Source organism: Novosphingobium sp., assembly GCF_039595395.1.
Classification (GTDB): Bacteria; Pseudomonadota; Alphaproteobacteria; order Sphingomonadales; family Sphingomonadaceae; genus Novosphingobium.
In genome coordinates, this window is the sequence record NZ_JBCNLP010000001.1 from 424,444 (window position 1) to 446,352 (window position 21,909).

At 63.7% G+C, this 21,909-nt stretch carries 19 protein-coding genes; 18 read left to right on the forward strand and 1 reads right to left on the reverse strand.

Annotation, left to right across the window (positions count from 1 at the left end):
• The 14 genes from ABDW49_RS02065 (at window position 1) to ABDW49_RS02130 (ending at window position 17,296) form a co-directional block, all read left to right on the forward strand.
• Window positions 1–2,166: a hypothetical protein gene (locus ABDW49_RS02065; protein ID WP_343609362.1), complete on the forward strand. Its 2,166-nt coding sequence runs from the start codon at window positions 1–3 to the stop codon at window positions 2,164–2,166.
• Window positions 2,163–2,600 (forward strand): hypothetical protein, encoded by a 438-nt coding sequence (locus ABDW49_RS02070; protein WP_343609363.1) that lies wholly within the window; start codon window positions 2,163–2,165, stop codon window positions 2,598–2,600. The genes ABDW49_RS02065 and ABDW49_RS02070 overlap by 4 nt, the downstream gene beginning before the upstream one ends.
• Window positions 2,597–3,172, forward strand: a complete 576-nt coding sequence (locus tag ABDW49_RS02075; RefSeq protein WP_343609365.1) for a hypothetical protein — start codon at window positions 2,597–2,599, stop codon at window positions 3,170–3,172. Before ABDW49_RS02070 ends, ABDW49_RS02075 begins: the two co-directional genes overlap by 4 nt.
• A 55-nt stretch (window positions 3,173–3,227) precedes the next feature.
• A complete protein-coding gene (locus ABDW49_RS02080; RefSeq protein ID WP_343609367.1) occupies window positions 3,228–5,057 on the forward strand; it encodes a hypothetical protein in 1,830 nt (609 codons plus the stop codon).
• Between the two features lie 68 nt (window positions 5,058–5,125).
• A complete protein-coding gene (locus tag ABDW49_RS02085; RefSeq protein WP_343609369.1) occupies window positions 5,126–8,353 on the forward strand; it encodes a hypothetical protein in 3,228 nt (1,075 codons plus the stop codon).
• Window positions 8,354–8,356: 3 nt separating this feature from the next.
• Window positions 8,357–10,870, forward strand: a complete 2,514-nt coding sequence (locus ABDW49_RS02090; protein WP_343609371.1) for a hypothetical protein — start codon at window positions 8,357–8,359, stop codon at window positions 10,868–10,870.
• A 100-nt stretch (window positions 10,871–10,970) separates the two neighbouring features.
• The gene (locus ABDW49_RS02095; protein WP_343609372.1) at window positions 10,971–13,205 is read left to right on the forward strand and encodes a hypothetical protein; all 2,235 of its coding nucleotides are present in this window, start codon (window positions 10,971–10,973) and stop codon (window positions 13,203–13,205) included.
• Window positions 13,202–13,471: a hypothetical protein gene (locus ABDW49_RS02100; protein ID WP_343609374.1), complete on the forward strand. Its 270-nt coding sequence runs from the start codon at window positions 13,202–13,204 to the stop codon at window positions 13,469–13,471. Before ABDW49_RS02095 ends, ABDW49_RS02100 begins: the two co-directional genes overlap by 4 nt.
• Window positions 13,461–13,712: a hypothetical protein gene (locus ABDW49_RS02105; RefSeq protein WP_343609375.1), complete on the forward strand. Its 252-nt coding sequence runs from the start codon at window positions 13,461–13,463 to the stop codon at window positions 13,710–13,712. The genes ABDW49_RS02100 and ABDW49_RS02105 overlap by 11 nt, the downstream gene beginning before the upstream one ends.
• Window positions 13,705–14,304 (forward strand): lysozyme, encoded by a 600-nt coding sequence (locus ABDW49_RS02110; protein WP_343609376.1) that lies wholly within the window; start codon window positions 13,705–13,707, stop codon window positions 14,302–14,304. Before ABDW49_RS02105 ends, ABDW49_RS02110 begins: the two co-directional genes overlap by 8 nt.
• Entirely contained in the window at window positions 14,301–15,191 is an 891-nt protein-coding gene (locus ABDW49_RS02115) for a hypothetical protein (RefSeq protein ID WP_343609378.1), read from the forward strand. The genes ABDW49_RS02110 and ABDW49_RS02115 overlap by 4 nt, the downstream gene beginning before the upstream one ends.
• A complete protein-coding gene (locus ABDW49_RS02120; RefSeq protein ID WP_343609380.1) occupies window positions 15,188–15,862 on the forward strand; it encodes a hypothetical protein in 675 nt (224 codons plus the stop codon). Before ABDW49_RS02115 ends, ABDW49_RS02120 begins: the two co-directional genes overlap by 4 nt.
• Before the next feature lie 4 nt (window positions 15,863–15,866).
• Window positions 15,867–16,139 (forward strand): hypothetical protein, encoded by a 273-nt coding sequence (locus ABDW49_RS02125; RefSeq protein ID WP_343609382.1) that lies wholly within the window; start codon window positions 15,867–15,869, stop codon window positions 16,137–16,139.
• Between the two features lie 116 nt (window positions 16,140–16,255).
• Complete coding sequence (locus ABDW49_RS02130) at window positions 16,256–17,296, forward strand: SGNH/GDSL hydrolase family protein (RefSeq protein WP_343609383.1); 1,041 nt, start codon at window positions 16,256–16,258, stop codon at window positions 17,294–17,296.
• 191 nt (window positions 17,297–17,487) lie between these two features.
• Here ABDW49_RS02130 and ABDW49_RS02135 read toward each other — a convergent pair whose 3' ends face one another.
• Window positions 17,488–18,060, reverse strand: a complete 573-nt coding sequence (locus tag ABDW49_RS02135) for a thiamine phosphate synthase (RefSeq protein WP_343609385.1) — start codon at window positions 18,058–18,060, stop codon at window positions 17,488–17,490.
• A gap of 22 nt (window positions 18,061–18,082) precedes the next feature.
• On the opposite strand from ABDW49_RS02135, the gene ABDW49_RS02140 reads away from it, so the two are divergent.
• From ABDW49_RS02140 to ABDW49_RS02155, 4 genes are read left to right on the forward strand one after another with little or no spacing between them, the layout of a single operon-like run.
• The gene (locus ABDW49_RS02140) at window positions 18,083–18,766 is read left to right on the forward strand and encodes a YggS family pyridoxal phosphate-dependent enzyme (RefSeq protein WP_343609387.1); all 684 of its coding nucleotides are present in this window, start codon (window positions 18,083–18,085) and stop codon (window positions 18,764–18,766) included.
• A gap of 32 nt (window positions 18,767–18,798) precedes the next feature.
• Entirely contained in the window at window positions 18,799–19,926 is a 1,128-nt protein-coding gene (locus ABDW49_RS02145; RefSeq protein WP_343609389.1) for an 8-amino-7-oxononanoate synthase, read from the forward strand.
• The gene (gene bioD / locus ABDW49_RS02150; protein ID WP_343609391.1) at window positions 19,923–20,567 is read left to right on the forward strand and encodes a dethiobiotin synthase; all 645 of its coding nucleotides are present in this window, start codon (window positions 19,923–19,925) and stop codon (window positions 20,565–20,567) included. The genes ABDW49_RS02145 and bioD overlap by 4 nt, the downstream gene beginning before the upstream one ends.
• Window positions 20,564–21,835, forward strand: a complete 1,272-nt coding sequence (locus ABDW49_RS02155; RefSeq protein WP_343609393.1) for an adenosylmethionine--8-amino-7-oxononanoate transaminase — start codon at window positions 20,564–20,566, stop codon at window positions 21,833–21,835. Before bioD ends, ABDW49_RS02155 begins: the two co-directional genes overlap by 4 nt.
• Window positions 21,836–21,909: the final 74 nt, after the last annotated feature.

The following is a 21,909-nucleotide window of genomic DNA, read 5'->3' on the forward strand; positions in this document are numbered from 1 at the left end:
ATGTCTCAGGTGGCCTATGCCAAGAACAGCTTCAACGGGGGTGAGCTGTCGAAGCGCATCTCCGGTCGGCGCGATCAGGGTATCTACAAGATAGGCCTGTCTGCCATGACCGGCTTTGCCCCGCTGGTCGAGGGGCCGGCGGAGGCAATGCCCGGCTCGATCTGGGTCGCGCAGGCCAAGGGCCCATGCCGCCTGCTGCGTTTCGAATACAATGTGACGCAGGGGCATGTGATCGAGGCGAGCGCCAATGCTTTCCGCGTCTACACCAATGACGTGCGGCTTGAGGTGGGCGGTGTGCCGGTCGAGGTCGCGACGCCATGGGATTGGCCCGCGACCCAGAAGCTGCGCAACTTCCAGTCCTATGATGTGATGTACTGCTTTCACGGCGGCTACCAGACCCGCCAGTTCGTGCGCGACGGCGCGACAGCCTTTCATCTCGAAACACTGGAATTTGAGAACGGCCCGTTCGATGACAGGAATTCCGATCAATCCCGGACGGTGACGCCCAGCGCGCTGACCGGAGATATCATGCTGTCATCCAGCACGGCGATGTTTGCCGCGACCGATGTTGGCTCGCTGTTTCAGCTTGAGGCGGTGGATTTTGGCGATACGCCGCAATGGGAGCCGGGCGTTACCATCGCCACCGGCGATATCCGTGTCTCCAATGAGCGGGTCTATACTGCCGTTTCGAACGGTAAAACTGGCAGCTTGCAGCCGAACCATACCATCGGAACCGAATGGGATGGCAATGGCGGGGATACCGGTGTGCAATGGGCATACACCCATGATCACTACGGCATCCTGAAGATAACCGGCTACACCAGCCCTACGCAGATCAGCGGGACCGTGCTGCGGGCCATGCCCTTTTCGACTGCCGAGGCCACATGGCGCTGGCGTTTCGGTTCATTTTCCGACACGCGCGGTTGGCCCGAGGGCGGCTGCATCTGGAAAGAGCGGCTCTGCCTGTTCAAGGGCAGCCGCATCTATCTTTCGGTGGCTGCTGACCTGCTCAACTTCGCCACCTGGAGCGAGGATGACACGGTTACCGCCGATATGGCGGTGCAGCGCCAGATCGACGATCCCAATGCCATTCTGGCCATGGCCCCCGGTGAGCATCTGATGCTCTACAACGCCAGCGGCGTGTTCATGGTCATTCCCGAGAATGCCGCCGCCGCCTTCGGCCCAGAGAACGCCAAGGTGCGCCGCATCAACAATGGCAATTGCGGCACGGCAGCTCCCCTGCTGCTGGATGATCGGACGGTGCATATCGACCGGAGCCAGCGCCGCATCTATGAGATCGACCTCGATTCCAACCGGAGCGCCCCGACACCGATCGATCTGACGCGCTATGCCCGCCAGATGGGTACGAAAAAGCGGCAGTTCGTGGAGATTGCCGCGCAGCAGCACCCGTCGAACATGATCTGGACGGTGCGCGATGACGGCACCATGGCCATCGCATCCTATCTGGATGAAGAGCAGGTGCTGGGCTGGGCAAACCGCCCGCTGGCCAATGGTGTTCTGGCGCGCAGCATCGTCAACATCACCGATCCCGATGGAAAGCTGGATCAGATCTGGGCGGCGGTGGAGTTCGCCGGCGCATGGCATGTGATCCGCATGGCGCAATGGCGCGAGGACGGGGATAGCGGGGACAACCAGATCATGAGCGATCTGGTGGCAATCTATGACGATGTGCCCACAACCACCTTCGTCGCGCCCCATCTGGCCAATCGCAGGGTCGAAGTGGTGGCTGATGCCATCAATTACTGGGTATTTGACGCCGATGGCGATGGCCGGATCAGCCTGCCGCAGGAGGCCAGCACGATCATCATGGGGCTGAACTATCCGGCCTTTGTCGAAGATGTCTCGATTGAGGCGGGCGGTGACAACGGGCCTGCGCAGTCGAAAATGGCGCGGATCAGCCGTTCATGGGTCGAACTGGAGCAATCGCGCGGCCTTGCCTTTGGCACCCCCGGAACCATGCAGGATCTGACCCAGTTTGCCGATGGCGATCTGTCGAACATGGGCTGGGCTGCCGAGGACGGGTTTCGCTATATCGAGGCGAATGGCGATTTCACGCAATCGCCCCGCCTGCGCGTGGAGCGTCGCGCGCCCTTTGCCAGCACCATCATCGGTTGGGGTGCCAAGTTGGAAGTCCAGCAGAAATGATGCGCGTCACCCCCTTTGTCGCCCGCGATCTGGACGATCTGGCGCCAAGCGCCACCGCGTTGCGGGAAATGGCGCAGGTTGACCGCATCGCGCAGGCCGCTGCCCATGAGGCGCGGGGCGAGTGTTTCACCATTCGCGCGCCCGATGGTCGCGTGCTGTATTGCGGCGGCGCGCTGGTCCACCATGATGGTTATGCCACTTTGTGGGCGCTGATGGCCGATGGGATCGGCGCGCGCAGCCTCGGTCATGTGGTGGATATCGCCCGGCGCTATATCGCTGGCCTGCCCCATGCCCGTCTGGACGCCATGATCAATGCCGAGGATCAGGCGGCGATCCGCTGGATCAAGGCTTTCGGCTTCACCCTCGAGGCAACCCTTTGCGGTGCGGTGGCTGGCGGCGGCGACCTGCATATCTATCGGAGGCCGACCGCATGAGTTTTTCGAGCAATCCCATGTTCTCGGCGGCCATTCAGGGCATTGGCAACGGTTTGCAGTCCGCAGGCCAGTCCAATGCGCTGAGGCAGCAGGCGGCGGTGGCCGATGAAAATGCGCGACTGTCGCTGCTGGCTGGCGAACAGGAGGTTTCCACCGTCAATCGTAAGGCGCGGGCGGCCATGGGCGAGCAGATTGCCTCCATGGCGGGCAGTGGCTTTGTGCCTAATGCGGGTTCGGCGGCTGATTTGATCACCGCATCTTCGCTCGATGCAGCGCGCGATGTCGCCAATATCCGGACAAAGGCCAGTGAGCAGGCCGCCAATTATGAAACCGAGGCGGCAGCGAAGCGCGATCAGGCCCATGCGGCGATCATCAATGGGCTGTTCGGCAGTGTTGCCGGCGCGATCAAGGCCACGGGCACGGCGCGTAACCAGCGCATGCTGGACAGCGCGACCAGCATCTATCGCAATGCCGTCAACGCGCCGGACCTGTTGGGCGGCAGTGTGCTGGGCGCCATCCCGGGCGGGGGCCCGGCTTTAACCCAATACGGCGATTTCGCCCCGAACCGCTAGGAGAGTAATGATGGCTGGCGGATATCAGCGTGTAGCCGATGGCAGCAGTGTCGTCATGCGCACCGATGCGGTGGGACCGGATGATGCCAGTATCTTCGGGCAGGGCCTTACGCAGCTGGGGCAGGCGCTCCAGCAGACGCAGGAGGAGGATTATCGCACCCGCAGACAGGTCGGTGAGATCAATTTTTCCACCCAAAAGGTCATTCAGGAAAAGCAGCGGACAGCCCAGTACAATGTCGGCATGGGCGCCTATGCCGATTTGCAGATTAGCATGTCCAAGGATCTGGATGACCTCTACAAGAGCCTGCCTGAAGGCAAGATCGGCTATGGCGCGCAGGCTCAGAAGCTGATCCATGATCGCACCGGGACCTTTCTCGATACGATCAAGGATGATCAGGTACGCGAGCGCTTCGCGCATATGGTCAATGACTATACCGTGCGGCAGACCCTTGGGGCGAATGCGCAGGAAGAAGCGGCCTTCACCAAATTTCAGGGCGATGCGGGACAGCACTGGCTGAACAGCACCGGCAACGGGCTGATCGCCAGCCCCACGAGTGATGGCTATCACATGGCGATTGCCGACCTTGAAACCTATGCCAAGTCCTCATTCTCCGATGAAGCCGTGCGCCAGCATTTCGTCAGGATCGGTACCAATCAGCTGACCGGCAATCTGCTGGATGGCATGAGTCAGGCCGGGAACTGGCAGGGCATGCGCAAGCTGCTGGGCGACGGCGTGTTCAAGGATATTCTGACCCCACAGCAGACCGAAGGTTATCTCAACCTTGCGGGGCAGGGCGAGAACATCGCCCAGCGTGAGGCGGCGCTGGCGACGGCAACGGCCCAGAAGAATGCCCGCGATGTCTTGAAGTCGATCAAGGTCGATATCGACAATGGCACCAGCGTTCCCCACACGACGATTGCCCACGCGATCACGGCGGCCAAGGCGGCAGGCCTTCCGGAATCCGAGCTGAAAGAGGCAGGCTATTTGGGCCGCGACAGCATGCAGGCCCAGCAAATCCGGGGGCTGGCCACGCCGGTGCTAGATGGGCAGGTGATGCAACTCCGCCAGAAGCAGGCGATGGGCAAGCTGACCGATGACGATGCGGCATGGCTGACGCGTGGCGAGCAGGAAATCGACAAGAGGTCCAAGGATGCGGGGTTGAAGCTGGCGCCCCTGCTCAAGGGTGATGTGGCTAGCCAGATGCAGGGCATGGCTACGCTGGCCAGCCTGCCCGTTGATGAACGCTTTCGAGTGGCGCGAGCTGCTGGGCATGAGCAGGCTGCGATCATCGCGGGGCTACCCGAAGCATCACGTCTAACCGCAGTGCAGGGCGCCAGCATTCGACAGGCGCGCCCGACTGATTTTCTGCCTCCGAAGAGCCCCGATGTTCATGACCCTCACAAAAGGGCGGATGAAATTTTTCGCTCGGTACTTGGTGATTTGGTTGATGATGTTGGAAGCAATTATGCTCAAATCCGTGAGTTATCTTTAGATTTTAATGCTGGATCTAATAACAAATGGGATGAGGCTGGGTTTCGTAATTCTATTCAGGTTTTGAGCGGGCAAAGGAAGCGGTCAGATGGCGTGATGGTCGGCGGTATAGCTACCATTCATGGGCATCAGATCGAACTGCCTGCCCATTGGACCGCCAGTGACTTCGACCAGCGCTATGCCCGCAATACCTTTGCCGGGGCGATCTATGCCAACGGTAGCGCGGTAAAGCCCGAGGATGTGCGCGCGCATTTTCGTCCTCAGCATCTTGGCACCGATGAAGATGGTACAGAAAAATACCTACTTATCGGGGCTAACCGGAAGCCTTTGTTGCGAAAAGGTAGCGGGGGCACCGAGCCTTACGTGCTCTCAGTTTCTGCCTATCCGAGGTGAGATAAATGCCATTTGCAATTCCGGCCTTGAATAGACCCCTGCCAGCCTCGAAGGGGGCGGACGCTCCGTTGCCCGAGCCCACATTCCTGCAGGGTATTGCGGCTACCTTCCGCACCGGGCGCGATGATCAGTCCGGGCATATGCAGGATGAGCGGCAGGCGGCCTATATGGCGCTTGCCTCAGGGCTGATCGACATGGGCAATCCAGTCGAGAAGTATATCTACCCCTCGCGTAGTGGCAGTCAGGTCAATGAGCAGGACATCTGGAAGGATGTGCAGGCGGCCAAGGCACGCGACCCGAAGCTGTTCAGCAATGTGCCGCAGCAACAGGGCGAGTTCGATACGCAGTGGCAGGCGAAGATGCGCGCGCGCCAGCAGAGCGACCAGCTCACCGTCAGCCGCACGGGCTGGACGCCGTGGCTGATCGGCAGTCTGGGCGCAGGGTTCACGGACCCGATCAATGTCGGCACACTGCCCTTTGGCGGCGCGGCGGGCGGCCTTGTGCGCACCATGGCGCGCGATGCCGTGATCAACAGCGTCATCAGTGCTGTGCAGCAACCGATGGTGGCGGGCGAGCGCAAGGCGCAAGGGCGTGATTACACGTTGGGAGAGGCGGCGCAGAATATGGCGCTGGCCCCGGTGATCGGCGCTGGCTTCGGCGCTGTCGCCCACGGGGCCAAGGTGGGCGCGGAAAAGGCCGGGCCGTTGGTGGGCAAGGCCTATGATGGTGTGGCGGCAGGGCTGGGCAATGCCGTGGCCACGCATTGGGATCGCCTGCCGACCAGCTTGCAGGATCGCATCACGGCAAGTGCCAAGATCGGCAGCGCGTCGGTGGATGACTGGCTGCTGGCCGATACCGCACAGGCGATCACGGGCCTTTCACCCGACAGCGGGGGCGAGGCAGCGTCCGCCGCCGTTTTGCGGCGCGAGGGGCAGATCGATGCTGCCAGCCCCTTCGTCGCCAATGGTGCGGGCATGGCCACCCATCGCGAGGCGCTGTCCAATGCCGTGAGTCGTATCCTTGCGCAGGACCCTTCTACGCGCAGCCCGGTGACGCGCGCGGCGGCGCTGGGGCGTTCCACCGCGATCAGCAGTGGATCGGTGCCAAGCGATCCGGTGGAAATCTTCACCAGCAGGCTGGGCGCAGTGGAAAGCGGTAACAGCAATTGGGCGGTGCCGCGCGATCCGGCTACGGGGCGCCCGCTGTCCTCCGCCCTCGGCAAATTTCAGTTCACCAAGGGCGCTTGGCTCACGCGCTTCAAGGCGCGCTTTGGCGATGCCGGGCTGAGCGACAGTGAAATTCTGGCCAAGCGCACCGATGGGCGCTTGCAGGATGTGCTGCTGGGCGATGCCGCCCAGAGCTATGTCTCGATCCTGCGCAAGATGGGGGAGCCCGTCACGCCGGGCAAGCTCTATGCGATGCATTTCGCCGGGGAAGCGGGCGGGCGCGGCCTGTTGGAGGCGGCACCGGATACGCCTGCCGGGAAGGTGATGGGCGATGCTGCCGTTAAGGCCAACCCCTTCCTTGCCAAGATGACGGCGGGCGATGTGCTTGCCTGGGCGGATCGCAAGATGGGCGGCAGCGGCCATGTCGCGCGGGCCAGCGGAGACGGCCTGCAACTGCGGGATCTGGCTACCGATGGTGGCGATGTGGATGCGGCTTTGCATGCCCAGATGCAGCGCGACCTTGATGCCGGGCGGCTCGATATCGCCCAGCGCCGGGCTGCACTGATGGGGCAGACGCAACCGGTGGCCGATGTGCTGGCCGCCGATGCGCGCGGTGTGCCGGTTGATGTACCGGAGGTCGGTCCTGATGCGGCGCCTGCCGCTCCTGATGCATCGGTGCCGGCGCCGCTTGAGCCGCGCGCTCTCGATCCCGAGGCGCCCGCGCCCGAGGTGCTGGCGATTCTGCCCCAGTTGCGCGAGGTGATTGCCGACCGGTCGCAGAGTCTGAATGCCGTGGGCAAGCTGGCCAAGGATCTGGGCGTGAGCGAAGCGCAGATCCGGCAGGGCCTGACATCGCTGGTCGCGGAAGGCGGACTGACCCAGCGCAAGTCCGGCCAGTTTCAGCGCGCCGCGGCGCCCATGAGCGGACCGGAGGATGTGCTGGAGTTCATCGGGCGCAATGGCGGCATTCGTGACAATGAGGGGCACGCGCTGGGCCTGCGCAGCCTGCCGCCTGAGGAAAAGGTGGGCCTCAACCGCCAACAGATCAAATCCGCCGAGGCGGCGCGGCGCACGGGATCGCGCGACTGGCAGCGGATGACGCGGCGCAATGGGCCGCTGCTGCGCCATTCGGGCATGTCGATCGACAGGCTGGGCGAAAAGCTATGGGAGGGCGGTTACCTGACCGGGCGGGACAGCGCGCGGCCCACGGTGCGTGAGGTGCTGGAATTTCTGGATCAGCGCCTGCTGGATGGCAAGGATCGCTATCCGCTGGCCGAGGCCCCGGCGCCCGATCCGGCGCGCCTCGATGCGCAATGGGGTTCTGAGCCCGTGCCGGATTCGCGCCTTGATCCCAATGGCCCGCACCCGTTCAACCAGTTGCCACCCCATATGCAGCGTGAGATGCAGGATTTCGCGGCAAACTGGCTGGGCGTTGACGATATCAGGTCGGAAATCGACCCGTGGATTATCGACCGGGCCACGGATTTGTGGCATGAGCATGGGGCAGACCGCAGCGTGGCTGGCGCCTTCGAACAGGCTATCGCCGATTTTGACAACAGTCGCGCCGCTGATGTCCGCGCCGCAATTGGAGATGATGGCTTTGACGACATCCCCTTCGACACCGAACTTACATCTGGCGGAGCGGATCGCGCGGGCGAAGGCGCACGCGGCGGACCCGAGGGTTCCGGAACATCTGCGCGCGAGGGCGGCGCACGCGGCGGACCTGATGCAGCGCCTGAAGACCCGGGGCCACACCTAAGCGATCTGCCCGAGGCGGAGCGCACCCGCTTCCTCGATCCCGAGGGCGAGGCGATCAAGGCCCAGACCGAAAGCCTGATCCATGATGCGCAGGATGCGGTTGATCCCGCCCGTATCGAGCGCGCGCGGGAAGAAGCGCAGCTCAAGGCCGATGCACCCTTGCGCGGCGAGAACCGCACTGGACAGGCGCAGGATGGCACGATGGGCCTTGGCCTGTTCGATGCCGCCGATCAGCCCACCTTCCGCCTGGATGATGAAGGGCCCGAGCAGACGCTCGCAGATCTGCTGAAAGAGTACGACCAGGCGCAACAGGATCTGGACACGATGCGCAGCTGCATGGTGCCGATGCCCAAACCCAAAGCGGAGGAATAAGCCATGTCCCTGTCAGTCTGTATCGAGGGGCTGGTGGCCGAGGGCCGCATCCGCAAGGGCAATGCGCAGGAGGCTGAGCGGCTGTATGACCTGCATTTCCAGCAGCTCAAACATCGCATGCCGCCCATGGCAGCGGCGGCAGAGGCCAGCGAGCGGGCCATCAAGACGCTGGACGCTGCACACCAGCAGAAGATCCGCGCGGCGCTGATGCAGGCGCAGGCGCAAAGTGCATGGCTGGGGAGGCGCCGGGCCGAGGTGGCAGAGGGCAAGCCGTTCAACGCCGGCGCAGCCCATCGCGAAATCCAGGACCTCGATCTGCACCGGCAGGCGATCCGGGGGCAGGCCTATGCCATGATCGACGGGCTGTTGAGCAACCATCGCCGCGATTTTCTGGGGCGGGTGCGCAACCGGTCCGATCTGTCCGATGTGGTCGACGAACTGCACGGCAACGATACCGGCGATGCCAATGCGCGTGAGATCGCCGATGGTTGGCGACAGACCGCGGAATGGTTGCGCAGCCGCTTCAACGCTGCCGGGGGCGCCATTGCCAAGCTGGACAGCTGGGCCTTGCCGCAGACCCATGACAGCCGTGCCCTGCGAGAGGCCGGGGTAGATGCCTGGAAGGGTTTCCTGATGGGTGACGGAGAAAGTCCCGGCCTGCTCAAGCGCGAATCGATGCTGGATTACGAAACCGGCCTGCCGCTGAGCGATGATCGCCTGTCCACCATGCTGGATGGCATGTATGAGACCATCGCCACGGATGGCTGGAACAAGACGGAAGCGGGCAGCATCCATGCCGGTTCTCTGGCCAGCAAGGGCCAGCAGCATCGCATCCTGCATTTCGCGAATGGCGATGCATGGCGCGCATATGCCGACCGCTTCGGCGGATCGGCGACAGCCTTTGACACGATGATCAGCCATGTGGAGCGCATGAGCCGGGATATCGCGGCGATGGAGAGGCTGGGGCCGAACCCTGCTGCCTCGATCCGCTGGCAGGGTGACTGGCTCGAAAAGGCTGCCCATACCAGCATGGATCAGAAGGCCATTGACCGGGCGGGCGGCGCGCGCGGGCAGCTCAACCGGCTCTATGGCGAATATGCCGGGAGTTTCAGCCGCCCGGAGAACAAGAGCATCGCCATCGGCTTCTCGATCCTGAAGGCCCAGCAGAGCGCCGCCAAGCTGGGCGGGGCCGTCCTGTCGAGCGGGGGCGATTTCGGCACGATGATCACCACGGCAGGCTTTGACGGGCTACCCGCCGCCAAGATGCTGGGCCAATATGTGAAGCTGATGTTGCCGGGCAGCATGGAGGATCGCGAGCTGGCCGCGCGCCTGGGCCTCGTCTCGCATGAATGGACGAATGCCTCTTCCGCCCAATGGCGCTATACCGGCGAGGAATTCAGCCATGAGATCAGCCGCCGCGTAGCCGAGAGTGTGTTGAAGGCCTCGGGCCTTGCCCGCCATACCGAGGCGGCCAAGATGGCGTTCAGCATGGAAACGCTGTCATTCCTGACCCAGATGCGCAGCCGGGATTTCGGGCAGCTTGAGCCTGCCTTGCAGCGGACCTTGCAGCGCTATGACATCGACCGGGCGCGCTGGGATATGCTGCGCACATCGCCCACGCGCGAGGAACGCGGAACGAACTGGTTCTTCCCCGAGGATATAGCCAAGGGCGAAGGCGGCCAGAAGCTGGCCGACGATGTGATGCGGATGATTACCGGGGAGGTCGGCTATGCCGTGCCCGAACCGGACCTGCGCACCCGGGCCATGCTCAACTCGCTGGCGCCCAAGGGCACATGGGCAGGCGAGATCGTGCGGACGGCGGGGCTGTTCAAGGGTTTTCCCCTGTCTGTGCTGATGATGCACGGTGGCCGCATGATGGAGGTGACCGGCGGCGAGCGCTGGAAATATGGCCTGACGCTGGCCGCTCTGACGACGCTGGGCGGCGCGCTGTCATTGCAACTCAAGGCGCTGGCCAAGGGTCAGGACCCGCAGGATATGGCGTCGATGACATCGCGCGGGGCGCCGCGGTTCTGGGCGGCGGCGGCCTTGCAGGGTGGTGGCCTTGGCATCTTCGGCGATCTGCTGGGCAGCAGCACGGATCGCGTGGGCGGCGGATTCTATCGCACGCTGCTGGGCCCGGCGGCGCAGACGGTGAACAACGTCAACACGCTGGTCGCCGGCAATGCTGTGCAAGCCTTCAAGAAATATGCGCTGGATGATCCCAAGGCGCAGCCGCATTTCGCGCGCGATCTGGTCAAGACGGTGGAGCCGGAAGTGCCCGGCCTGTCGCTGTTCTATGTGCGGGCGGCATATCAGCGGCTGCTGGGCGACTTCATCGCCGAATGGAGCAACGAAAGTTACAACCGGTCCTATGCGGATGCCCAGCGCTATGCGCAGGAACAGGGCAGCGGATATTGGGCGCCGCCGGGCAGTGTGACAGGCAATGGCCAGCCCATGCGCGCGCCGGATTGGGGCAATGCCATCGGCAAGCCTGCCGAGCCGCAGATGATGCATTGAGCGCGGTGTTGCCAAATTCGAGAAAAGGCGGTAGGTCGGCGGGCAAGCGGACGTAGGCAAATCCCCATTGCGCAGCGTGCCATGGCACCCCCATGGCCGGATGGCGTGGGGCATGACGATTGAGTCTACAGTTACGCGGCATGCCTATCGCCCTGGCTCGGCCATGGCGCAGGAGGCGCTGACTGATGTCATCTGGCTAACCCCGTCCGATCTGGTGGTCACGCGGACCACATCAGATGGCACCGTCACCACACTCGATCTCGACGACAATTATGCGCTGGGCGGGGATGGTGCCAATGGCGCGGGCTGGATCAAGGCCCTGTCTGTCGAGGACGCCGCCACCATCTATCGTATCGTGCGGCGATCTGAACTGATCCAGACGCGCAGATTTCCCAAGTACCAGCCCGTCGATACGCCCCAGATGGAGGGTGGCCTCGATTATCTGATGCTTATCGCGCAGGAGCTGCGCGGCGATGCAGACGATCTGGCATCACGTGTCTTGCAGGTCCCGATTGGCAGCACCGCACCGCAGCTTGACCTCACTGGTCTGATCGACGGTGATCTTTTGCAGTTTCGTGAGGATAAGGGGTTTACGCGGCTTCCCCGCGAATCCTTCGCTGGGATGTTCTATGCCGGAGATGCGACCGGGAAGCCCGTACCCGCAAACGGCACCGGCGCCGATCTGGGGTTGCGCGCTGATCTGGCTTCCTCGGTGGCGGGCGGATCCTTGGTCGCATTCATGCAGGGCGGCGATGGGGCTGTTAAGCGGACCATGCTGGAGAAGGCCCGCGAGCGGGTCTATATTCAGGACTACGGCGGAAAGGCCGATGGCGGTCTGACCGATAACTATGTGCCCGCCTTGAGGGCCTTGGCTTATCTTGCGAGCATTGGAGGCGGTGATCTCGTCATCCCGGCAGGCGGCAATTACTATTGGCTCTCCAGGGGGCTGTTCATCGGCAACGGCATCCGGATTATCGGCACCGGCCATTGCACCTATCCGGGTGACACCGCCACACTGGAACAATGGGCCCAGACCGGGACGTGGCTGAAATCCACCGATCCGGTTAATGCGACGCTGCGGTTTGTGGGCCACGGCTTTTCGCTGCTCAACGTCAACTTTATGCGCGATCAGTACATACCCGGCACCGGACCATGGTCGCCGATCATCTGGCCGTGGGATGTGGTGATCACCGCGTCGCATGGCCTTGTTGAAAACGTGCTGTTCCTCAACTGCACCTCGGACATGATCATCTCATACACCGAGGCATCGGGAGGTGGGACGAAGCTGGTCCTGCGCGATGTGTGGTTTGGCGGCCTGCGCAACGGCCTGCGTATCGAAAAGGCCAATGACACGATCTATGCCGCCAATCTGCATTACCGCCCGCTGTGGTATATGTCGAACGGCATTCGCTTTACCGATCTGATCAATTCCCATGCGTGGGATTGCGGTTATTGCGACAACATCATGATCGATGGCTTTGAGATCGTCTTTGCGGGCGTGGGCATCTATCTGTTCAGCGAAACATGCCTTGAGAACACGCACAGCCTGTTCAATGCGCAGATCAACAATCTTCAGTTGAGCCTTAACCAGCGCGGCGTCGTGGCCGATAGCGGGGCGATTATCCGTGCGCAGATTGCGAACCTGATCTGCCAGCAGGGGCCTGCTTTCGGCTTGCCGATTTCCACGCAGGATTTCTTCGATCTGCAATGTCAGGACGTGTCGCTCAAGATCAGCAACCTACACTGCGTCGAGGCTGGTGGTACCTTCCTGCGCCAGGGCGACGGGGTGAACGCATCCCGGATCTTCATCGATAATCTGATCGTCGATGCCTATTCCACCGGGCTTGCCAACTGCCCGCTGCTGGATGTGCGGACCAATTCATATCTGCGCCTCGGCGACAAGACGCTGAGCCCGGGCGGCGGTGTTACCCCCAAGGGGCCCTTGACCACGGGCGCCGGCACCATCGCCATGGCTATCCATGCATGGCAGGTGTTCGACCGGTTCAGTGAAGTGGGCCTGACCAGCAACGGCACGTGGCAGGATGTGTCCTCGGACTATCAGATTGCCCCGGTCGAGATCGCGGCCAACCAGATCCGTATGCGTGGGGAAATCAGCATCAACACCGGGGTTGCTGGCGGCACATTGCAACTCAGGATGCTGAATTTTCCCGAGGTTCATTCGATCGTTTCGGCGGTGGCGGCGGGCTTTCAGACCTTCGATACAGGCTGGGTCGACATATCGAGCAACATTGGTGCGAAGCTGGGCCGGGTGCAGGTGAACGGCACCAATGGCGTCCAGTGGGGCAACGGCTCGCTTTCGGTGGACATGCGATGAGCGAGCCTTCCGACACCCCAGAACTGGAGAACAATGTGCGGCGTCAGCTGACGATTGCCGAGCTGGGCGTGATCATCTCGATCCTCTGCTCGACCGTGACCGGCGCCTATGTGGCCGGAAAACTCTCAAACGATGTGCAGCGCCACACCGAACGGCTCCAGCTGCTGGAGCCGCGCGTGGATACGCTTTCGACCCGGATCGAGCGGATTGACGCCAATGTCGCCTTTCTCACCGAAGAAGCGAGGGACCGCCGCAATGGGAAATAACTGGCGATCCCGCTTTGTCGATGATGCCCGCCAGTGGTGGCGCTGGTGGAGCGTGCGCGCTGCTGCTGGGGCGGGCGTGGTGGCGGGCTGGGCCATGGCCTCGCCCCAGCAGGTGTTTGGCCTGATCGCCTATGTGCCCGAGTTCTGGCGACCGTTGGCCGGTGCGCTGGTGGGCTTTGCCGTTTTTGCGCTGCCGACCGTGCTGCGCCTGTGGAAGCAAGGGAGTAAACCCGATGCCTGAGACTTCGCAGACCCAGCCCAATGATGCTGGCCGCCAGAACCTGAAAAAGGGCACCCTTGCCGCGCTGGTTGGCGTGGCATCTGCGATTGGCCTGTTCACCCTGACACCCAGAGAGGAAAGCGGGCGCAAAGTTTCCGTGTCGGTCGCCGAGGACGGCACGGCCACGATCCAGCATATCAGCGGGCCGCAGTATCTGACGGCCTATCTTGATGTGGTGAAGGTGCCGACCATTTGCGATGGCCTGACCGGACGCGACATCAAGCCGGGGATGCGCTTCACGCCAGCGCAGTGCACGGCGCGCCTGGAAGATGCGCTGGTGCTGCATGCCAAGGGCGTGATGGACTGCACGCCGGGCCTGAAAGTCGGCATGTATCGCCGTGATAACGTGCGGATCGCCATGGTCTCGCTGGCCTACAATGTCGGCGTGGCGGGCTATTGCCGATCCAGCATCCCGGGCAAGATCAACACCGGCCATATCCACGAGGCCTGCGATGCGCTGCTCTCGTTCAACCGGGCCGGTGGGCGCGTTATCGCCGGGCTGACCGCAAGGCGCGAGCGTGAGCGGGCCATCTGCATGAAGGATGCGGCATGATGGCCGCGGCTGCTCGGTCAAACGGTACGGAGGGATGCAGCTTTGAGGCCATCAAGCACAGCCTGCGCCTTCTCGGCGAACTGCAACGCTACACCGGCAGCGGACATTCTGCCGATCAGGCCAGCATGCTCAAAGGATACGTGCGCGGTGAAACGGGGATTGTCATAAGATACCGAACCTCCCGGCCGGAGGCGAGAGATCTCAATTTCTTTTTTCACAGGGTCCCACGGCTTGAGGAACGAGCCGGGGCCCTCAATGACAACATTTTTGAAGGCAGCCTGACTGATCGTGACGGATGCGGTGAGCCCGATGCTATGCTTGTTGTTCGCCATCTTGGCGACATCCCTAACAAAATTGTTGCCGCCGGGCGCACCTGGTCGAGCCGCGTATGGCTCGTGCCGGAGTATCTCATCCACGATGTGTTGTGGGAGCCTGCTGCTTTCCTTGATTTGTCTCTTGTTGATGATGCCCGTCAATCCATCGATGCTATCAGCCCAGGGAAAGTTCTGGTCGAACTTAACGCATCCGCAAATCTGCGCGGCAGCGAACAGCGACTGATCGAAGGAATGCCGAAGATCAGTCACGGCATTGGAAAAATACCCCTTGATGGCAAGGGTCGGCGGATTGGCCAGTATGACCTTGTGAACCTCATCGCCGGTCTCACGATCCACCTCGACCACTGTGGCGAACGCATCATTCTGCAAGTAGGGAGCGCAGGCTTCTACCCCCAGCCTTATGGACTCGCGTGCCCAATCGATCGTCTGCTGAGGCGCATTGAAAGCATCTGCCATGATTGCAAATTTGTCCCTTGCCGGGGGCAATTGTTAGCCGAGACGGCGGGTGCGGTGAAGCCATCGAATCATCTACAATTAGGAGAGCAAGCATGAGCCTAATCGGTGATGCGCTCGATGCGGTCGCACCGGCAGCGGCAGTTCCCGCCAAGGCAGCTAAATGGTTGTTCAGCGATCTGTGGCGGCTTGCCTTTACTGCGGTGCTCATGGTGGCCGCTGTGCAGACTATCCGTATCGGCGGCCTGATCCTTCGTCCTGAGCTGGGGCCGATCCGCTGGACGCTGATCGACCTGCAAGGCTGGCAGCCGCGAGCGCTGGCCGCCGAAAAGGCGCTGGCCGACCTACAAGCGCAGATCAAGGCGGCCCAGCCCAAGGCCGCTGCCGCGCAGGCCGCTGTGAATCATCAACCGGCGGCGCGATCTGCCGCCATCGCAAAGGCATCCGACCATGACGCCCAGCCTTATTACGAGAAGGTGCGCGCGGCGCGCGACGCCTATGCTGCTGCTCATCCTGCTGGCGGGGTGCTTCGAGCATCCGAAGCCGCTGGCGGTCGCCCCGGCCACGCCGATCTGCCCGGAACCGATCGTGCTGCCTCGATCCATGACGGACCCGGTGGACCTGCCGACATGGTTGCCGTCTCCAAGCTCGACTTCGACAAACTCACCAACGCCGCCGGGCGCCTCGCCAAAGTGCATCAGGATGCCCAAGCCCTGATCGATGCCGGCGTTGCCGTGAGCGACACCGGCCAGCCAGCCAAGAAGGATTGATCCCATGTCGGACACCTATGGTTCCCTGATTTCCGTAAGTGCCAGCGACTGGGTCGATCTGGCGGCGCAGTACCCGGCCATGGCTGGGGTGCAGTCCTGGGTGCAGAACAAGGGATCGCTGCCTATTCTGGTCTTTTACACCGCATCTGCCAGCAAGCCGACCGCCGATGTCGGCGTTGAAGTGGAAGGCAGCGGAGGCCTGTGGGGCGGCAATGCTGCGCATTGCTGGGTCAAGGCTGTGCAGGGCAATGGCTCTGTCGTCGTTGGTCTGAGCTGAGGAGGCGCGCGATGATAGCTGGATTTGATCCGATTGCCCAAGGTAACGCTGCGACAGCGCTGAGATTCCTTATCGCTGGCGCAAATCAGTTCGGTGGAGAGCGCCTAGACCCCAACTTGGTCGCGCGTTTCACAAACGCGCTTCTCGATGCGGAAAACGGCGTTGCACTCACTCAGACCTTGTTTGCCTTCATCGGCGACAGCACCATGGCGGGCACGCGCGGGGCGGGCGACCTCAAGACGAACTCCTATCCATGGAAGGTGCTGCCGCTGATATCGCCTTACATGGCCATTGATGAGAATGGCTGGTACGGCAACCAGATCAGCACCTCCACGGTATCCGATCTTCCCGCCTATGACCCGCGCTTAACGCTGGGGGCGGGGCTTGGCTTTGGTGGTGACTTCTCAGTGGGCGGTTATCCGGTCTCGCTCGATGCCGCGACGGGCGCGCTGACTTTCACGAACACCAAGCCCTATGACAAGCTCGACCTGATCCTGTCGAGCGGCGGTACGGCCAGCACGGTGGGGGTTCAGTTCGGCTCGGGCTCGGTGAATAATGTGGTGCTTACCCCCAGCAATATCACGCTCTCCACCCTGACCAAGGCGCTGGGAACCGAGACGGTGACCATCACCAAGGTTGCCGGCGCGCCGCGCGTGCAGGGGATGACCCTGCGCAATTCGACCGTGCCCAAGGTGATGTTGGCGAATATGGCCAAGGCCGGATCGTCGAGCGTAGATTGGGCGGCCACCACCAACAGCCGCTCGCCGCTGGCGACGCTGCAGGCGATCAAACCGGTCGCGGCCTTTGTCAATCTGGGGATCAATGACTGGTCGCTTGGCGTGCCCGTGGCGACCTTCCGCGCCAATATGCAGGCCATCATCACAGGATTGCAGCCGAACACGGATGTTATCCTGGGCATCCCTTTCCCGAGCAACCTCGCCAGCTATCCGACCCAGGGGCAATATGTGCAGGTGATCCGCGATCTGGCGCTGGCGAACAATCTGCCGCTGATCGACTTCGCCCGCCTGTTTGTCAGTTGGGAGGTCGGCAACCCGCTGGGCCGCTACATCGACAACCGCCATCCCACGCCCCAGCGCGGATACGGCATGACGGCCAAATTCGTGGCGCGTTCGCTTCGCGCACTGCTTGCATTGTAAGAAAATTGCCCTGTGCGACTTCGACGCGAAAACGCTGCGAAGTCGCACCATTTTTTCAAACTAAGATGTTGAAAAATAACGTTCGTTCAAGAACTTACCATTAGACGACAGGGCAGTGTGTCTCGGTGGAGGCGGCCTCTAATCGCATGGGTTTCAGGCGTCAACACCAAATCGACATAATTTTTGGGGCGTCAATCGCGCCCGGTCCGCACGGCGCCCGTCAGTCCGTCGATGGCCGCCCAGTGCAGAGCCCCCAGCCGCCGCGCCTGCCGGGCCGACATGCCGCCCAGCGCGATCACCGGCACGCTCGCCTGTCGGGCCAGCAGGCGCCAGCGCAGCGTGCCCAGCACTGCCGCGCCCGGATGGCTGCGCGTGGCAAAGGCGGGGGAGAGCAGCACGGCATCCGCCCGCGCTCGTCCTGCCTGACCGATCTCGCGCAGCCCATGTGCGGTGGCCAGCCGAAGCCCGCGCCCCCCCGGAGCGATCAGCCGCGCCGCGCCATAGGCGCCATCGGCCCCCCAGCGCCGCGCCTGCGCCATCGATCCGGCCAGCACCGCCAGCCCGCCCCGCGCCCGGATCAGCCGGGCCAGCGTGGCAAACCGCTGGCGCCGTGCCGCCTCATCAAGGTGGTAATGGCGGAAGATCAGCCCGCTGCCGCGTGGCAGGCGGGCGATGGCGCGCTCCAGCAGGGCATCGTTGCGCGCATCGCTCACCAGCCACATGCAGGGCAGGACGAAAGGCGCAAGGGGCTGGCATTGACGCATCGCGGCGCTATAGCACGCGGCCATGACCGTGCCACAGACTCATCCCGCGCTCGACGACATCCGCGCCCGCATCGACGCCGCCGCCCGCATCGCCCATCGCAAAGCCGCCGATGTGACGCTGATCGCCATTTCCAAGACTCATGCCGCCGAGGCGATCACGCCGCTGATCGCCGCCGGCCAGCGCGTCTTTGGCGAGAATCGCGTGCAGGAAGCCGCTGCCAAATGGCCTGCCCTGCGTGAGGCCACGCCTGACCTTAAGTTGCATCTGGTCGGCCAGTTGCAGTCGAACAAGGCGGAAGAGGCGGTCAGCCTGTTCGACGCCATTCACGCTCTGGACCGCATCAGCCTGGCCGATGCTCTGGCCAGGGCGATGGACAAGGTCGGGCGCCGCATCCCCTGCTTCATTCAGGTCAACATCGGCGCCGAGGAGCAGAAGGGCGGCGTTGCCATTGCCGAGCTGGGCGCTCTGCTGGCCCATGCCCGCCAGCTCGACTTGCCGCTGGCCGGTCTGATGTGCGTGCCGCCCGCCGATATCGAGGCCGCGCCCTTCTTCGCCCTGCTGGCCAAGCTGGCCGATGACCATGGGCTGACGGGTACGCCCGAAGGCGGGCTCTCCATGGGGATGAGCGGCGATTTCGAAACCGCGATCCAGCTTGGCGCCAGCCATATTCGCGTTGGTTCGGCACTGTTCGGGGCTCGGGGGTGAGCGGCCCGGCGGGCGCCCCACGGAATTTGGGGGTGGGTGGTCTGCTGGGGGCTCAGGAACAGGATCTGGCGGCGCTGGCCGCGCGCGACCGGCTGCGCAGGCTGAGTCCGCGTGCGGGGGTGGATTTCGCCTCCAACGATTATCTCGGCTTGGCGGAGAGCGGTCTGCTGGCCGATGCCGCGCGTGAGGCGCTGGATCGCGGCGTGCCGGTCGGGTCGGCCGGATCGCGCCTGCTGCGCGGCAACCACCCGGAGCATGAGGCGCTGGAAGAGGACGCCGCGCGTTTCTTTGGCGCCGAAGCCGCGCTGTTCCTGCCCACCGGCTACACCGCCAATTCGGCGCTGCTGGCCACCATGCCCCAGCGCGGCGACCAGATTTTCGCCGATGCGCTGATCCACGCCAGTTGCCACGAAGGCCTGCGCCTGACCCGTGCGGGCTTTACGCTGGTGCCTCATGGCGATGCCGAGGCCTTCGATGCGGCCATCGCGGCATGGCGCGCGCAGGGTGGCACAGGCCGGGCATGGATCGTGGTCGAATCGCTCTATTCGATGGATGGCGATATCGCGCCTCTCTCCGCCCTGCTGACCGTGGCCGAACGCCATGACGCGCTGATGGTGGTGGATGAAGCCCATGCCACTGGCATCCTCGGCCCCGGCGGGCGCGGGCTGGTAGCGTCGCTGCCCTCGCGCGAGCGGATCATCACGCTGCACACGCTCGGCAAGGCGCTGGGCTGTGAAGGCGCACTGCTGGCGGGCCCGCGCGTGATGCGCGACTTTCTCGTCAACCGTGCGCGCGGCTTTATCTTTTCCACCGCGCCCTCGCCGCTCAATGCCGCGATCGGGCGAGCCAGCCTTCAGCTTTGCGAAAGGGCGGACGATCTGCGCGAGGATCTGCGCGCGCGCATCGCTCTGGCCGAAAGTCTGCTGGTCCCGCTGGGCGCTCAGAGCCATGGCACGCCGATCATGCCGCTGATTCTTGGCACCGACGCCCGCGCCATGGCCGTGGCGGGGCAGTTGCAGGCCGCCGGTTTCGATGTGCGCGGCATCCGCCCCCCCACCGTGCCCGAGGGCACCGCGCGGCTGCGCATCGTCATCACCCGCAACGCCGCGCCCGAGCAGATTGCCGCGCTGGCCGATGCGTTGAAGAAAGCTCTGGCATGAGTGCTTACATCGTCACCGGCACCGACACCGGCATCGGCAAGACCGTCTTCTCTGCCGCCCTGACCGGCGCCCTGCAGCGCAAATATGGGAAGGCCCGCTACTGGAAGCCGGTGCAGGCCGGCATCGAGGAGGTGACCGACAGCGAGGCCCTGACGCAGCTTGCCCCCGGCGCGCTGATCCTGCCCGAAGCCTATCGTCTGGTCACCCCCGCCTCGCCCCATCTGGCGGCGCGGATCGACGAGGTGAAGCTTGACCCCGCCAGGCTGGCCCTGCCCGACGGCGAGGGCCCGCTGGTGGTGGAAGGCGCGGGCGGTGCTCTGGTGCCGCTGATCGCCCCGCCAGAGGGCGAGGGGCTGCTCTATGCCGATCTCTTCGCGCGCTGGGCGCTGCCGGTGGTGGTGGTGGCCCGCACCGGCCTTGGCACCATCAATCACACGCTGCTCACCATCGAGGCCCTGCGTGCCCGCAAGGTGGCCATCACCGGCATCGCCTTTGTGGGCGAGCCGCATGAGGAAAACGAGGCGGTCATCCCGGCGCTGTCGGGCGTGCCCCGTCTTGGTCGCCTGCCGCTGCTGGCCGAGGTGACGGCGGCTACGCTGGCGCAGGCCTTCGACGAAGGCTTCAAGGACTGGGCGCTATGACGGGCTCCCCCATCTGGCACCCCTTCACCCAGCACGGCCTCAACGAGCCGATCCCGCTGGTGACCCATGCCGAGGGCGCCAGCCTGTACACGGCGGATGGCACGCGCGTGGTCGATGCCATCTCCAGTTGGTGGGTGACGACGCATGGCCATGCCCATCCGCGCATCGCCGCCGCCATTGCAGAGCAGGCGGGCAAGCTGGATCAGTTGATCTTCGCCGGATGGACTCACCAGCCCGCGCAGACCGTGGCCGAAGGGCTGGTCGAGATGGTTGGCAAGGCTCTGGGCGAGGGCGCGCTGCCCTATGTGTTTTTCTCCGACTCAGGCTCCACCTGCGTGGAAGTGGCGCTGAAGATGGCGCTGGGCCACTGGTCGCATCGCGGGGAAGGTCGTCACCGTATTCTGGTGATGCAGCACTCCTACCACGGCGACACCATCGGCGCGATGAGTGTGGGCGAGCGCGGCGTCTACAACGCCGCCTATGCCCCGCTGCTCTTCGACGTGGGCGTGATCCCCTATCCGCACCCCGGTGCCGAACAGGCCACTTATGACGCGCTGGAGCGCGAATGCCGCGCCCACGCCGCCGCCTTCATCGTCGAGCCGCTGATTCTCGGCGCGGGCGGCATGCTGTTCTACCCGCCGCATGTGCTGGCCGAGATGGCCCGCATCTGCGCCGCGCATGGCGTCTTGCTGATCGCCGATGAGGTGATGACCGGCTGGGGCCGTACCGGTACTTTCCTCGCCTGCGAGCAGGCGGGGGTTGCGCCCGATATCCTCTGCCTCGCCAAGGGGCTGACCGGTGGTTCCATGCCGCTCGCCGTCACGCTGGCCAGCGAGGCGATCTACCAGTCGCACTATTCCACCGACCGCGCGAAGACCTTCTACCACTCCTCCAGCTACACCGCGAACCCCATCGCCTGCGCGGCGGCCTGCGCCAATCTGGCGATCTGGCGCGAGGAACCGGTGCGCGAGCGGATCGCTCTGCTGGCCGAGCGCCAGGCCGCCGGTGCCGCCATGCTGGCGCAGGTGAAGGGCATCGCCAATGCCCGCACCTGTGGCACGATTCTGGCGCTGGACTATGTGGTGGAGGGGGCGGGCTATTTGTCCTCGCTTCAGCCGCGCCTGCTGGCGTTTTTCCGTGAGGCTGGGCTGTTGATCCGGCCTCTGGGGAACACCGCCTATCTGATGCCGCCCTATTGCATCTCCGAAGAGGATCTGGGGCGGTGCCATCAGGCTTTGGCTGAGGCGGTTAAGTTGGTGAAGGGATAAGGAGAAAGTGCGAGGGGGTTACCCCCTCGCGCTCCCGGAACGTCTCCCGACGAGAGGGCGTTGGCGCCGAAGGG